The organism is Sphingomonas sp. Leaf22 (assembly GCF_001421715.1).
In the GTDB taxonomy this organism is placed as follows: Bacteria; Pseudomonadota; Alphaproteobacteria; order Sphingomonadales; family Sphingomonadaceae; genus Sphingomonas.
This window is the reverse complement of sequence record NZ_LMKP01000006.1, coordinates 92713-107063: the sequence shown is the minus strand read 5'-3', so window position 1 is coordinate 107063 and position 14351 is coordinate 92713. Positions and strand designations below refer to the sequence as shown.

The 14351-nt window shown below is 66.5% G+C and carries 12 protein-coding genes and 3 tRNA genes; 9 read left to right on the top strand and 6 right to left on the bottom strand.

Annotated features, from left to right (window positions below):
* Positions 1-5 precede the first annotated feature (5 nt).
* On the bottom strand, positions 6-890 hold the full coding sequence (locus tag ASE70_RS04630; RefSeq protein ID WP_056501880.1) for a diacylglycerol/lipid kinase family protein: 885 nt from the start codon (positions 888-890) through the stop codon (positions 6-8).
* A gap of 83 nt (positions 891-973) precedes the next feature.
* Between ASE70_RS04630 and hemB the strand changes: the two genes are divergently transcribed.
* Genes hemB through ASE70_RS04615 form a run of 3 tightly spaced genes read left to right on the top strand, consistent with a single transcriptional unit; the run spans position 974 to position 4679 of the window.
* Positions 974-1960 (top strand): porphobilinogen synthase, encoded by a 987-nt coding sequence (hemB, locus tag ASE70_RS04625; protein WP_056501955.1) that lies wholly within the window; start codon positions 974-976, stop codon positions 1958-1960.
* Complete coding sequence (locus ASE70_RS04620; protein ID WP_056501878.1) at positions 1957-2487, top strand: GNAT family N-acetyltransferase; 531 nt, start codon at positions 1957-1959, stop codon at positions 2485-2487. The genes hemB and ASE70_RS04620 overlap by 4 nt, the downstream gene beginning before the upstream one ends.
* Positions 2484-4679, top strand: coding sequence for a spermidine synthase (locus tag ASE70_RS04615; RefSeq protein WP_235519607.1), 2196 nt, complete (start codon positions 2484-2486; stop codon positions 4677-4679). Before ASE70_RS04620 ends, ASE70_RS04615 begins: the two co-directional genes overlap by 4 nt.
* Before the next feature lie 49 nt (positions 4680-4728).
* On the opposite strand, the gene ASE70_RS04610 is transcribed toward ASE70_RS04615, so the two are convergent.
* Complete coding sequence (locus tag ASE70_RS04610; RefSeq protein ID WP_056501874.1) at positions 4729-5223, bottom strand: hypothetical protein; 495 nt, start codon at positions 5221-5223, stop codon at positions 4729-4731.
* An 82-nt stretch (positions 5224-5305) separates the two neighbouring features.
* Here ASE70_RS04610 and ASE70_RS04605 point away from each other — a divergent pair.
* From ASE70_RS04605 to ASE70_RS04595, 3 genes are all read left to right on the top strand, one after another.
* Positions 5306-5382, top strand: a tRNA-Arg gene (locus ASE70_RS04605).
* A gap of 172 nt (positions 5383-5554) precedes the next feature.
* A tRNA-Arg gene (locus ASE70_RS04600) sits at positions 5555-5628 on the top strand.
* A gap of 26 nt (positions 5629-5654) precedes the next feature.
* Positions 5655-5731: transfer RNA gene (locus tag ASE70_RS04595), tRNA-Arg, on the top strand.
* Positions 5732-5841: 110 nt separating this feature from the next.
* On the opposite strand, the gene ASE70_RS04590 is transcribed toward ASE70_RS04595, so the two are convergent.
* From ASE70_RS04590 to ASE70_RS04580, 3 genes are all read right to left on the bottom strand, one after another.
* Positions 5842-7482 carry a glycoside hydrolase family 43 protein gene (locus ASE70_RS04590; protein WP_056501871.1) on the bottom strand — a complete coding sequence of 547 codons (1641 nt, stop codon included), beginning with the start codon at positions 7480-7482 and terminating at the stop codon, positions 5842-5844.
* 28 nt (positions 7483-7510) lie between these two features.
* Positions 7511-8860, bottom strand: coding sequence for a glycoside hydrolase family 27 protein (locus ASE70_RS04585; protein WP_056501868.1), 1350 nt, complete (start codon positions 8858-8860; stop codon positions 7511-7513).
* A 97-nt stretch (positions 8861-8957) separates the two neighbouring features.
* The gene (locus ASE70_RS04580) at positions 8958-10496 is read right to left on the bottom strand and encodes a glycoside hydrolase family 43 protein (protein WP_056501865.1); all 1539 of its coding nucleotides are present in this window, start codon (positions 10494-10496) and stop codon (positions 8958-8960) included.
* Between ASE70_RS04580 and ASE70_RS20545 the strand changes: the two genes are divergently transcribed.
* The 3 genes from ASE70_RS20545 (at position 10480) to ASE70_RS04570 (ending at position 13645) form a co-directional block, all read left to right on the top strand.
* Complete coding sequence (locus tag ASE70_RS20545) at positions 10480-10677, top strand: hypothetical protein (protein ID WP_156355977.1); 198 nt, start codon at positions 10480-10482, stop codon at positions 10675-10677. The two genes, ASE70_RS04580 and ASE70_RS20545, sit on opposite strands and share 17 nt — an antisense overlap.
* 125 nt (positions 10678-10802) lie before the next feature.
* The gene (locus tag ASE70_RS04575; protein ID WP_056501861.1) at positions 10803-11582 is read left to right on the top strand and encodes a FadR/GntR family transcriptional regulator; all 780 of its coding nucleotides are present in this window, start codon (positions 10803-10805) and stop codon (positions 11580-11582) included.
* A gap of 107 nt (positions 11583-11689) precedes the next feature.
* Positions 11690-13645 (top strand): sialate O-acetylesterase, encoded by a 1956-nt coding sequence (locus ASE70_RS04570; RefSeq protein WP_200925597.1) that lies wholly within the window; start codon positions 11690-11692, stop codon positions 13643-13645.
* Positions 13646-13686: 41 nt separating this feature from the next.
* On the opposite strand, the gene ASE70_RS04565 is transcribed toward ASE70_RS04570, so the two are convergent.
* Complete coding sequence (locus tag ASE70_RS04565; protein ID WP_056501854.1) at positions 13687-14313, bottom strand: nickel uptake transporter family protein; 627 nt, start codon at positions 14311-14313, stop codon at positions 13687-13689.
* Positions 14314-14351: the final 38 nt, after the last annotated feature.

Here is a 14351-nt window from a genome sequence, read left to right as displayed (position 1 = left end):
CGACGTTATGGTTCGATCGGCGCCATTACCTCAATGATCCCCGCCGCGACCTTGGCCATGACCGGCGTCTTGGCCAGCACCTCTCCGTCGATCGAGATCGGCAGCGGCGGCACGGTTTCGATGCGCAGCGACTGGCCGTGAAAGGTCACCGTATCGACGCGGCGGGAATCGAGGCGGAAGAAGCCGGCGGCCCAGTTGCGCACGAGGCTGCGCTTGCCCTTGCCGCACACGACCTGAACGATGATCTCGCCGCTGTCGAGCCGCGCTTCCTCGACCAGTTCGGTGCCGCCATGGAAGCGGCCGTTGGAAATGCGGACCTCGGTCGCGGTCATCCGCTTGGCGTTCGGTCCCTCGCCGACGATCAACTGGAATGGCTGGAACTTGACGAATTGCAGCGTCGCCCACGCCAGATATCCTACGCGGCCGAACAGCTTCTTGACGCCGTGCGGGACGGTTTGCGCGATCTGCGGCGACAGGCCGATCGCGGCACAATTCGCGAAATAATCGCCGTCGACCATGCCAAGGTCGATGCGGCGCGGGCGGCCGGTCTTGAGCACCTCGACCGCGCCTGGAATGTCCAGCGGAATGCCGAGCGTGCGGCAAAAACTGTTGGCGGTGCCGAACGGGAGCACCCCCAAGATAACGTCATGGCCGAGCAGATGGTCGACCAGACTGCTGATCGTACCGTCGCCGCCGCCCAAGATCACCAGATCGGGTTTGCGTTCCAGCGCTCGCTCCAGCGTCGGCACGAGGTCGTCCGGGTTTTCGACCGCATGGGCGTCGACCTCGAACGGCATGCCCTGCATCGCGCTGCACGCCTGCGCGAACTGGTCCTGCCCGCTGCGTGACCGGGCATTGACGATCATGGCGGCGGAGCGGATCTGCGTCATGCGGTCGGTAACGCTCCGTAACGAAAATGGACCCACGCGACTTTGGGTTGATCGACTGGCAGGGTTGGCCCACAAGTCGCGCCATGTCCGCTGCTTATCCCGCACTGCGCCTGCGCCGCACCCGCGCCTCCGGCTGGAGCCGCCGCCTTCATGCCGAGACGGTCCTGACCCCCGCCGACCTGATCTGGCCGCTGTTCGTGACCGAGGGAGAGGGCGAGCCGATAGCGGCGTTGCCGGGGGTATCGCGCTGGAACCTGAACGGTATCGTCGATCGGGCGCGGGAAGCGCGGGACCTCGGCATACCGGTGGTCGCGCTGTTCCCGAACACGCCGCCGGCGTTGCGCAGCGAGGACGGAGCGGAAGCGCTCAATCCCGACAATCTGATGTGTCGTGCAATCCGGGCGATCAAGGATGCGGTGCCCGATATCGGCGTGCTGACCGATGTCGCGCTCGATCCCTATACCGCGCACGGCCATGACGGGATCGTCGACGTGAACGGCTATGTGCTGAACGACGCGACCGCCGACATACTGGTGCGACAGGCGATCGTACAGGCGGAGGCGGGCAGCGATATCGTCGCGCCGTCGGACATGATGGACGGCCGGGTCGGCGCGATCCGCGACGCGCTGGAGGGGGCGGGGCACGTCAACGTCCAGATCATGGCCTATGCCGCCAAATATGCGAGCGCCTTTTATGGGCCGTTCCGCGACGCGGTCGGATCGCGCGGGCTGCTGAAGGGGGACAAGAAGACCTATCAGATGGACCCGGCGAACAGCGAGGAAGCGTTGCGCGAGGTCGCGCTCGACGTCGCCGAGGGTGCCGACAGCGTGATGGTGAAGCCGGGTCTGCCCTATCTCGACATCATCACGCGGGTGAAGGCGGCGTTCGAAGTGCCGGTCTTCGCCTATCAGGTGTCGGGCGAATATGCGCTGATCGAGGCGGGGGTCGCGGCGGGGGTGGCGGATCGCGATGCCCTGGTGCTGGAAACGCTGCTCGCGTTCAAGCGGGCGGGATGTTCGGGCGTGCTGACCTATCATGCGGCGCATGCGGCGCGGTTGCTGGGGGCATGATCGACACCGAACGGCTGGTGCTGCGGCGCTGGCAGGAGCGTGATCGCGCGACCTTTTACGCGCATTGTTCCGACCCGGAGGTCATGCGTTATTTCCCGACATTGATGACCTGCGAAGAAGTCGATGCGTCGATCGCGCGACAGGATGGGTTCGCCGACCTGCATGGCTATTGCTTCTGGGTGGTCGAGGAACGCGCCAGCGGGCAGATGCTGGGCTTTTGCGGATTGAAGCCTGGTGCCGAGGGCACGCCGCTGGAGGGCGAGGTCGAGATCGGCTGGCGCTTCGGCAAGGAACATTGGGGCAGGGGGTTCGCGCGCGAAGCGGCGTTGGCGAGCCTCGACTGGGGGTTCGCCAACCTGCCCGTCGAGCGGATCGGGGCGATCACCGTCCTCGCCAATACCCGCAGCTGGGGGTTGATGGAGCGACTGGGCATGCTCCGCGCGGTCGATCAGGATTTCGATCACCCGACCGTGTCCGACGACAGCCCGCTGAAGCGGCACGTCACCTATTGGAAGAACCGCCCGTGATCGTATCGGAGCGTATTACCGGATGGCCGATCCGCTGGATCTTCGTTGCGACGATCCTGACCGGGTCGTTCCTGCTGTTCCTCGTCCAGCCGATGGTCGCGCGGATGGCGTTGCCGCAACTGGGCGGCGCACCGGCGGTGTGGAACTCGGCGATGCTCGTCTATCAGGCGCTGCTGCTGGGCGGCTATGCCTATGCCCATCTGCTCGGCAAGCTGATGCCGAAGGCGCAGGCGGCGGTGCATCTGATGGTGCTGCTGTGTGCGGCGGTGTGGTTGCCGATCGGGGTCAGTGCGACGCAGGTGCCCTCCGGGATCGAGCCGGCGCTGTGGGCACCGTGGCTGCTGGCGGCGTCGATCGGGCCGTTATTCTTTGCGGTGTCGGCACAGGCACCGTTGCTGCAACGCTGGTTCGCGTTCATCTGTCCGGGGCGTGATCCCTATGCGCTGTATGCCGCGTCGAATGTCGGCAGTTTCGCCGGGCTGATCGCCTATCCCCTGCTGGTCGAGCCATTGCTGCCGCTCCGGTCGCAAAGCTGGGGGTGGAGCGCGGGCTATGCGCTGGTGACGTTGCTGGTCGTGGCATGCGGATGGCTGTTGCCGCAGCGGCGCGAACAGGTGGCGGCGCTCGATCCGGGCGATGCGCCGGACAAGCGCCGCGTGCTGCACTGGATCGTGCTCGCGCTGGTGCCGTCGGGGTTGATGCTGGCGACCTCGACCTTTCTGACGACCGATATCGTTGCGGTGCCGCTGCTCTGGGTATTGCCGCTGGGGCTGTATCTGTTGAGCTTCACGGTCGCCTTTGCGGATCGACGCGGGCTGGCGGAAGCCATCACCCGCTATGCGCCGATCACCATCCTCGTCTTTGGCGGGATGATGATCGGCGGGCATCACGACTATCCGCTGTTGAGCGCGCTGGCGGCGCTGATTCTGTTGTTCGCGGTGTCGGTGGCGCTGCATACCCGGATGTATGCGCTTCGCCCTGCACCGGCGCGGCTGACCGGATTCTATCTGGCGATGTCGGTCGGCGGAGCGCTGGGCGGGGTGTTTTCCGGGCTGATCGCACCGGTACTGTTCGACTGGAGTTACGAATATCCGCTGCTGATCCTCGCCGCGGGGGCGCTGGCACCGCTGCCGTTCCTGCTGCCGGTCACGCAGCGGATATGGGCAGCGGGCGGCAGGCGACTGACGATCGGTGTGCTGGTGGCGATTACCGGCTTCATCCTGCTGGGCCTTGCCAATCCGGGTGAGCTATTGGGGCCGAGGCCAGAGCCGATCGCGTTCCTGGCGATCACGATCGTCGGGGTGTTCGCGATCGGATCGCGCCTGCCCTATGTCTTTGCGCTGGCCGGCGCGCTGTTCCTGTTCGGCGGCTATCGTGCGATCCAGCTGTCGCTGGAACCGGGGGCACGGACGCGGAGCTATTTCGGCGTCTATACGATCACCCGCGGCGAGGGGGTGAACGAGTTGCAGCACGGCACCACCCTGCACGGTATCCAGTTGACCGGCAGTCCCGCGCGCGAGCGAACCCCGACCACCTATTACGTGCCCAATTCGGGGGTGGGCGAGGCTTTGCGCGCCGTCCCCGCGCTATATGGCCGCGACGCCCGGATCGGCATCGTCGGCCTCGGAACCGGGACGCTCGCCTGCTATGCGCAGCCGGGCCAGCAATGGCGGTTCTACGAGATCGATCCGGTCGTGGTGCGGATCGCGCGCGATTCGGGAGCCTTCACCTTCCTGCGCCGCTGTGCACCCGACGCGCAGATCGTGCTGGGCGATGCGCGCTTGAGCATATCGCAGGCTTCGGCGGGGAGCCTCGACCTGCTGGCGCTCGACGCCTTCTCGTCGGATGCGGTGCCGATGCACCTGATGACGCGGGAGGCGTTCGATACCTATGGCCGGGTGCTGGGGCGGCGCGGCTTGCTGCTGGTCCATGTGTCGAACCGCTATCTCGATCTGGCCCCGGTCGTGGCGCGGACGGCATCGGGATGGATGGCGGCGCAGCTGGCCTATCAACCAGTCGGCGGCGGGGCGGGCGACAGCGGGTCGGTCTGGATCGCCTTGACCCGCGATCCCAGCGTGCTGGGCGAGTTGTTGGCGCGCGGCGGTGCGTGGGAACCGCTGCCGGTGACCGATACCGCGCCGTGGACCGACGATTATGCGTCGATCCTGCCGGTGCTGCGGGCATTGCAATAACGGATTTCGCTGCCGTCCGTCCGGCGTCCGAGCACCGGTCGGCCGTGGTTTAGCGCAGGCTCGCGCCCAGCGTCGCGATGGTTGCACGCTGGGCCTTCGCCGCCTCGGTCGCCTTTGCCAGCGCAGTGTCCAGCGCGGGATAGGGTGGCGATCCAGCCGCGGCGCGGTCGATCGCCAGCCGTTCGAGATCGGCGAGGGGCGTATCGATCGCGGTGCGGGCGACGTCCAGTTCCGCCAACGCCACCTGCGCGCCCAGCCAGCGTTCGCTGCCCTGTGCCGTCCCGGCGGCGGCACGGACCAGCGGTCGGGCGCGGCTTACCGCCGCGTCGAACGCGGACGTCGCGCTGTCGACGCTACCGGTCAGCGTCGCGATCCTTCGATCGAGCCCGGCGTCGGGCGTTGCGACCGGCACCGGGCGTGACGGTTCGGCCAGACTGATCTTTTCGATCGGGCGGGGCAGCAGCGACGGATACTCTCCACGCGGCGCGGCGCAGGCCGACAGCAGGGCGGCGAACAGGACGAGCGGGATCGGAGCGGCTTTCATGTCCCCAGCTATGCATCCAAAAAAAATCGCGCGACAGGCTTGCCAGACCAAAAAGCCACGTCTAACAGGCTGCCTCCACCGGGCACCCGTAGCTCAGCTGGATAGAGCATCAGACTACGAATCTGAGGGCCGGGCGTTCGAATCGCTCCGGGTGCACCATGGAAAGCCCCGCCAGACCAACGGTCCGGCGGGGTTTTCTTTGTCTGTGTTGCCGAAGTTCGGTTTCGGCTGCGAGAATGTTTGATCATATCCGAAAACGTCGACACGGTTATTTGACGGGGCTAGGGCTTGCCAGACCGAAACGTCGCGTCTAACAGGCTGCCTCCACCGGGCACCCGTAGCTCAGCTGGATAGAGCATCAGACTACGAATCTGAGGGCCGGGCGTTCGAATCGCTCCGGGTGCANACGTCTAACAGGCTGCCTCCACCGGGCACCCGTAGCTCAGCTGGATAGAGCATCAGACTACGAATCTGAGGGCCGGGCGTTCGAATCGCTCCGGGTGCACCATGGAAAGCCCCGCCAGACCAACGGTCCGGCGGGGTTTTCTTTGTGCGCCATACCGGACCGGTCCTTCGAAAACCGGCGCGCCGAACCGACGCTCCGGTCACCATTCGCTGTTATCTGGCCTGCCAGACATAGGGGCCGACGACCGTGCCGACGAAGCCGCCGGCCACCTTCGTGCTGAGGAACCGGACGTCGACATCGCGCTTCAACGTCTGTTTCCTGCCCCCCGCCGCGACATCGAACGCCATCGTGCCCCGGTCCGCACGGATGGTCAGCATGACCGGCGCGGTCCCTTCGACCGGTGTCGACGCGACCAGTTGCTCCGCACCCTTCGCCCGGGTGTAGAGGGCGACGACGCGCTTGCCGGCCAGACGGGTAAGCCCGAAGAACAGGTAATAGTCGTCATTCTGGATCGCGGCCAGACCGGCGCGGTCGCCGTCCTGCCGGGGCGTGAACGCGACCGTCGTGGCGATCGTCGCGATATGATGCTGCTGACGCCGCCCGACGAAGCCCGGCACCCCGTTCAGGTCGCCGATCGGCGCGCCGCCGTCGATCAGCAGCTCGCCGCCGGCCAGCCGATACACCGGTGTCTTGGGCGTGCGGACACCGATCCATTGCAGGCCGAGCGCCTTGCCGTCGAATTCGTCGACATAGCCGAAATCCCCGCTGGTCGGCAGTTTGGGCACTGGCTGGCGCGGCAGCGTCGGGCGGGTGGCGACGAACGGGACACGCTGGCCGGGCGGGAGGATCGTGGGCCAGCCATCCTTCCATGTCACCGGCAGCAGGAACGTCTCGCGCCCGATATTGTAGTAATCGTCGCCATAGGGACGCACGGCGAGGAACGTCGCCCACCAGTCGCCGGCGCGGGTCTGCACCAGCTTGGCATGGCCCGCCGCCGATACTGGATCGCTGCGGTCGGCAGGCAGGTCGCGCTGGGTCAGGATCGGATTGCCGCTCCATGGGGTGAACGGTCCACGCAGGTTTCTCGAGCGGAACGCCACCTGCGAATGGTTGACGCTGGTGCCGCCCTCTGCCGCGGTCAGATAATACCAGCCGTCTTTCCGGAAGATATGCGGCCCTTCGATCCATACCGGTTTCTTGGTGAGGTCGACGCCGCCGTTGATGAGTTGCGTCGATTCACCGATCATCTTGCCGGCGCGCCAGTCATATTCCTGTACCCAGATCGCGCGGTGCCCCTCGTACCGCGGCGGTTCATTCGGGGTGCGGTTGTTGACGATATAGGCGCGGTCGCCTTCCCAATAGATGGAAGGGTCGATCCCTTCGAACGGCAGCCAGATCGGGTTCGACCATGGCCCTTTCGGGTCTTTCGCGGTGATGACGAAATTGCCTTTGCACGCGACACAGGTGTTGACGATGTAGAAGGTGCCGTCGTGATACGAAATGTCGGGCGCGAACACGGCCTCCGACACGCGGCGACCGGTGAAATCCAGCTGTTCGGGCCGGCTGATGGCGTTGGCGATCTGTGTCCAGTGGACCAGATCCTTCGAATGAAAGATCGGCAGCCCCGGATAATGGGCGAAGGACGACAGCGCGAGATAATAGTCGTCGCCGACGCGGGTGATCGACGGGTCGGGATAATAGCCCGACAGGATCGGGTTGCGATACTGGTCGGGGCCGGGCGTTGCCCGCTCGACACTGCGCCCTTCATAGATAAAGCGGCTGAAGCGCGCCGGTTCGGCAAGGGCGCTGGTGCTTGCGGCCAGCGCCAACCCGGTCATCAACGTTCGGAGCATCGGTTCGTCCTGTCGGAAAGGGGGAAAGTCAGGCGTCGAGGCGATAGAGGCCGGCACCATGCGGCGGCAGGTCGGCCTCGACCCGGGTCGCCGCCGTGCCGAGATCGCGCCGCGCCCACAGGTCGCGTACCCGGACAGGGCCTTTCAGGTTCAACCAGCGCAGATCGACGCCCGGCTGGAGCGGCTTCTCACCCGGATTGAACAAGGCGAGATAGGTCGCGCCATTCATTGCCTTTGCGGTCCATGCGCGCATGCCATCCCGTACCTGCAACGGGCGGTTGGCGGTGCTGGCCTGATTGACGGCAATGACTTCCGGGTTAGTGAGCAGCGCCAGCGTCGGCGCATCGAGGTGGCGGAGGTCGCCACCCATGATCAACGGCGATCGGGCGATCGACCATAAAGTCATCAGCGTACGCTGTTCGGCGGGGGTGAATTTGGTGTCGCGCTGGCCCAGCGCCAGCCGGCCGAGCGGCAGCATGTCGGCATCAGGCCAGCCGCCGGGGCCGGCGAAACGCTGCCAGTTTTCCAGCCGGACGAACTGCGCGTCGAGCAGCGACCATTCGTCCCAGAAATCGTCGCTGATCCGCCACATCTGCGCATGCGCGCGGACATGATCGCCGTTCGCCACCGGCGTCTCGCCGGGCGACAGGCTAAGGAGGATCGGGCGACCCGACCGCGCGATCGCCGCGCTCGTCGCCTCGATCTCCGGCGCGTGGGCGTCATAGGGGCGGCTCATATCGTCCATCTTGACCAGATCGACGCCCCAATCGGCATATTGCGCGAACACGCTGTCGTAATAGGCCTGCGCACCGGGACGCCGCATGTCCACGCCGTACATGTCGCTGTTCCACGAACAAATGCTCGACGTGTCGGCGATGTCCTGCGCGCGGTATCGGGTGCCCAGCACGGGCAGGTTGCGGCGCACCGCTTCGCGCGGGATGCCGCGCATCAGGTGGATGCCGAATTGCAGCCCCATCGCATGGACCTGATCGGCGATGGCGCGAAAACCCCGGCCGTTGGCGGCGGAGGGAAACCGCTTCGGATCGGGCTGCAAGCGGCCATAGGCGTCGAGCACCGGCACCGCATCGGCGCGATAGGCATAGCCGGTCGCGCCCGGTTCGTACCACTGGATGTCGATGGTGAAGATCGAATAGCCGACCGGCAGCAGCTTCTCGCGCATGATGCGCGCGGTTTCGATCGCCTGCGCCTCGGTGATCGTCGTGGCGAAGCTGTTCCAGCTGTTCCAGCCCATCGGCGGGGTCTGCGCCAGCCTCGGCCTGCCGCGAGGGGCCGCCGTCGCCCGTGCCGCGCCGGCGACGATCGGGACCGCGCCTGCCGCCCCGATCAGTCCGCGCCGTGTGATCCCGTCGATGGTCATGCCCCGTTCCCCTTGCCTGTTGTCATCATTTGTCGAGCAGCCGTCCGGGAAGGTCACGGGCAGGCGGCGACCGGCAGCGCACCCAACAGCCGACGCTTCATTTCGAAGCCTTCAGCGTGAAGCTGTCGACATCGAGGAAGCCGGCGCCCGGTGTCGGATTGTAGCAGGAGATCGCCATCTGCTCCCCCTGAAACGTGCCGGTCCGCCATGCGAACGCCAGCGGGAAGTCGCCGCCGATCGGCTGCCAGCGTTTGCCGTCGCTGCTGAACGAAAGCCGGCCGCGATCGGTGGCGAAGTCGAGGTCCATCGCCATCCACAAAGCCCGCCCGCTGATCGACTGCGCCGCCACGCGCCTATCGGTTTTGGGACCGGCCTCGGTGCTTTCGAGCACGTCCATCGCCAGCGACGGCGCGCCGTTGGCGGCCCGTGTCACCGACAGCGTCGCGCTATATTGGCCGAAGGTGCCGAACCCGCAGCGGTCACCGGGACGGATGTTGGCGATATCCAGCTTCACCTCGGCCCGGCTGCGCGGTCCCTGTGCCTTTTGCACCAGCGTGTTGCGCGCCGTCCAGAACCCATCCGCCTTGGTCGGGCGCAGCCGCAGATAGCCGGGGCGCTCGGTCAGCGACCAGCGATCGTCGATCGGATTGTGGTTCCACTGCCATTGCAAGCCCAGCTTCGACGTGCCGAAATCGTCCGAGGTGGCGGGCTCGACGAAGGGGAAGCCCTTGATCGGCTTTTCGGCGCGATCGGGTACGCGGTCGGGCGCTTCCGGCGTTCCCCATACAGGCCAGTCTTCGCGCCAGAAGACGGGGCTGAGGTTCGTCATCCGACCGATCGATCCGGAATCGATCATCACGAAGCCGACCCAGTTCCCGTCCGGCGTATCGACCAGCGCCCCCTGATGCCCGCCGCTCTTGTCGTCGATCTGCGGGCGGGTTTCCCATGGTCCATACAGGCTGCGCGCGCGGGAGACCGTCAGGCCGAGCTGGCGGGGAATCGCATTGAACAGGTAATAATATTCGCCGCGCCGGATGATCTTCGATCCTTCGGCACCGGCATTGTAATGGATCTTGCGATCGTCGACCACGCTCCGGAAGTCGCGGTCCAGCTTGAGCAGGCGGGTAGTGCCGTCCGATCCGATCGCGGTAGCGATATAGCCGGTGCCGTCGGGCTCGATGAACATTCCCGGGTCGAAGGCCGCCCGGTCGAGTTCGTTCATCGTCCACGTTCCGCGCGGATCGCGGGTGCGATAGATGCGGGTATTCTGTCCGACCGGGGTCACGGCGATGTAGAAGATGCCGGCATGATGACGCAGGCTGGCGGCGAACAGTCCGCGTCGATACGCGTTCCTGCCGTCGGTCAGCGTATATTCGGGTCGATCGTCGAGGCGCGGTACGACATGGCTGATAATCTGCCAGTTCAGCAGGTCCTTCGAATGGAGCAGGGTCAGGCCGGGCGCATTGGCGAAGGTGGTCGTGACGAAGTAGTAATCGCTGCCGACGCGGATGATATCGGGATCGGGATAATCGGCGTAGAAAATGGGATTGCGATAGCTGCCATCGCCCTGATCGGCGCGCCACACCTGTGCGGACGCGGTGCCGCCCAGAATGGCGGTGATGGCGAGCATCATCATCCGGATCGATCTGATCGCCAAAATCGCTCTCCCATTCCGGCGACTTACGGCCGTTTTTGTCTGGGTATTCAGTTGCCGGCGACGCGTCAATGCCGTTGGTGGTAGCGTTAACGTCGCTGCTGGCGTATTCGGCGATATGGGTTGCCGCATGCCGGAGCGGCCGGTTTCAGCCGCGATTTGACGGCGGGTGTCCGGGTCCGTAGCATCGTCGGTAAATCTTATCCGGCATCGATCCGCGGCCCATTACCTATACATCGCGCTGGCGGCCGCCACGTCGACGCCGATGGCGAGGGAAGTACGGTGAGCATGGAACCGGGACACGATATCGACATCGCCGATATCGACGAGAACGCGGACGAAACGCCGTTGGACGAACCCGCGGTGCCCGCCCGAAAGGGATCGGGCCGGCGGCTGCGCGGTGCCGTCGCCCATTATCTCGGCACGGCGATCGTCTCCGGCCGGATCGCGCCGGGCGAGTTGCTGACCGGCGAGGTCGCCAATGCCGAGGCGCTCGACGTATCGCGCAGCGCCTATCGCGAGGCGGTACAGGTCCTGACCGCCAAGGGACTGGTCGAAAGTCGCCCGAAAATCGGTACGCGCGTGCTGCCGCGTCGGCGCTGGAACTTCCTCGACCCGATGGTCCTGGCCTGGGCGTTCGAGGGCGAACCGAACATGTCGTTCATCCGCGGGCTGTTCGAACTGCGCGCGGTCGTCGAGCCGGCGGTCGCGCGGCTGGCGGCGGAACGGCGCGACAAGGACGATATCAAGGCGTTGCGCGCGGCGCTGGGGGGTATGCGGCGGCATACGCTTGCCACCGAAGCCGGGCGCGCCGCCGATCGCGATTTCCACGACGCGCTGATCTACGCCACGCATAACGAGACGTTCGTCGCGCTCAGCGCCAGCATCGGCGCGGCGGTCAACTGGACGACCCAGTTCAAGCAGCGCCAACGCGCCTTGCCCCGCGACCCGGTACCCGATCACTCCCGCGTGTTCGATGCGGTGGTCGCCGGCGATGCGAGGGCCGCCGAAGATGCGATGACCCTGCTGGTATCGCTCGCGCTGGAGGACACCCGCACCGCGATGTGATGCAAGGCCCAGTCGTACAATCGCGCGCGCGCCTCGTCGGCACGCCGCAGTAGCGCGTCGCTGTCCACTGCGGCATGGTAGCGTTCACGATGATTCGGGGAGGGGTTATGCGTTCGGTTCGGACTTCGGCGATCTGCGCGGTGGTCGCGTCGCTGGCATGGGGCGGATTGGCCCATGCCCAATCGACGTCGCCGACACTCGCCAACATCTTTGCCGATCATGCGGTCCTGCAGCGTGACCGTCCGATCGCGATCTGGGGCAGTGCCGCGCCCGGCGCATCGGTCACGGTCAGGCTGAACGACCGGAGCGTCACCGCGCAGGCCGGCGGCGACGGCAAGTGGCGGGCGACCTTGCCGGCGATGAAGGCCGGTGGCCCCTATGTGCTGGAGGTCAGCGGCGGGAACGCGGCGGCGCAGCGGCTGTCCGACATCATGATCGGCGACGTGTTCCTGTGCGGCGGACAGTCGAACATGGAATTTCAGGTCAAGCACGCGACCGGACTGGACGTGATCCCGTCGGCCAACGACGCATCGCTGCGGTTCACGACGATCCCCGACAGCAGCAAGACCGCGCCTGTCGGCGACCTTGCCAAGCGGGTCGACTGGCGCAGTGTCACGCCTGAAACCATCGGCGACGCATCGGCGGTCTGTTATTTCATGGCGCGCTCGCTGCGCGGGACCGAAAAGGTGCCGATGGGGTTCATCGCCTCCGAATGGGGCGGCACGCGGATCGAAAGCTGGATCAGCGCCCCGGCGCTGGCGACGCAGCCGGGCTTTACCGACGGACTGAACGCCATCGCGACGTTCGATCGCGATCCGGCCGCGGCAACGGCGGCGGACGGCGTGCGGCGTGAAAAGGCGTGGGAAGCACTGGACCCCGCCGCGAGGACCGAGCGCGCGTTTCAGGCAGCGATGTATGACGATCGCCGCTGGGCCACGGTGCCGGCGCAATATGAACAGTTGCCCGCCGCCGATCGCGACCGGTTGGACGGGGTGGTATGGCTGCGCACGACCGTCGATCTGACCCCGGCACAGGTTGCGGCGGCGCAGACGCTGCGGCTGGGGCCGATCGCGCGGTATGACGAAACCTATCTCAACGGCCGTTTCGTCGGCGGTGGGAGCGTCGATTGGGCATGGCGCAGCTATGGCGTACCCGCCGGATTGCTGCGCCCCGGCCGCAACGTCATCGCCATCCGTGCGGTCGGCGCGAAGAAGGACGGGCGGTTCACCGACATGAGCATCCGCACGATCGGGCTGGCCGATGGCGGTGCGGTGCCGCTGTCGGGACCGTGGCGGTACCGCCTCGGCACCGCGCTGAAGGACGGTTCGGTCGGCCCGGCGCCATGGGACGTCCCGAACAGTCTCACCACGCTGTACAACGGCATGATCGCCCCGATCGCGCCCTACGGCCTGAAGCTGGCGGCATGGTATCAGGGGGAGTCGAACACCGGACAGCCGGCGGCCTATCGCGGATTGATGACGACATTGATGGCCGATTGGCGGCGGGCATTCGCATCGCCCCAGCTGCCGTTCTTCGTCGTCCAGCTCACCGGCTATGGCACCCCGGCGACCGCCCCGCGTGAGTCCGGTTGGGCGGCACTGCGCCAGTCGCAGGCGCAGGCGGTTGCCGCCGATGGCCATGCCGGCCTCGCCGTGACGATCGATGTCGGCGACCGGTTCGACATTCATCCGGCGCAAAAGACGGTGATTGGCGAACGGCTGGCACGGCTGGCGCGGGTCGTCGCCTATGGCCAGCCGGGCTTGCGCAGCGGCCCCGAAGCGGCCGACGCGGTGCGGCAGGGGAGCGATATCGTCGTCCGCTTCCGCAACGTGACCGGTGGATTGCAACGCTATGGCGGGGCAGGGGCGATCGGGTTCGAACAATGCGCCGGCGCGAGCTGCACCTATGTCGACGGGCGCGTACAGGGCGATACGGTGATACTGCCCGGTGCGGGCCGGCCGGAGGTGACGGCGGTCCGCTACGCCTGGGCCGATGCGCCGTTCGTCAACCTGTTCGACGGAGCCGACCTGCCGGCCGCACCGTTCGAACTGCCGGTGCGCTGATACGCGCGGGGCGGCGGGGATGTGCCCCGCCGCCCGCCCGATCATTCGACGACGAAGCTGGTCGTCGCGATGTGATGCAGCTTGTCGACCGGGCCGGCCGCAACGCGCAGCTTGCCGGTTTCGGCCTGCGCAGCGGTCAGCAGATAACGGCCCTTGCCCGCGACCGGTACCACGAACGCGCCGGCGGCGTCGGCGGTCAGTTCGACGCTCTTGCGCTCCGGCGTGATGACGGTGACCTTGGCGGCGGGGATCGGCTTGCCGCCCTGCATCAGCGCGAAGCGGTTGCCACCGGCAGTCAGCGGCGCGATCTCATAGGGCATCCGGGTTTTGGTATCGGTGCGACCGGCGCGCGCGTAATAGGCGACGCCCTCCTTCGCACCGTCCTCGCCCCATGGCGCGAACACCGAATTGTCGATCACGCGGACATCGCCTGCGGGCAGCTTCGCTTCGAGAAAGCCGGCCTTGCGCTGGAGACTGGCATTGGCCTGTCCGACGATCTTCGGCGTGACCAGCCGTTTGAACTCCGGATCGCCGCCCGGCGGCAGGGCCTCGCCAGGTTCGCCGAGATAGATGCGCGCCGGGCCGCTGCCGTCGCGTTCGACCCACACTTCATGCGCCCCCGCCAGCGAGGGCAGCGCCAGTGCGAGAACAAGGGTCAGCAATCGCATAACTTTTTCTCCGGTCGCTGGCGGTCTGCACCAGCCAT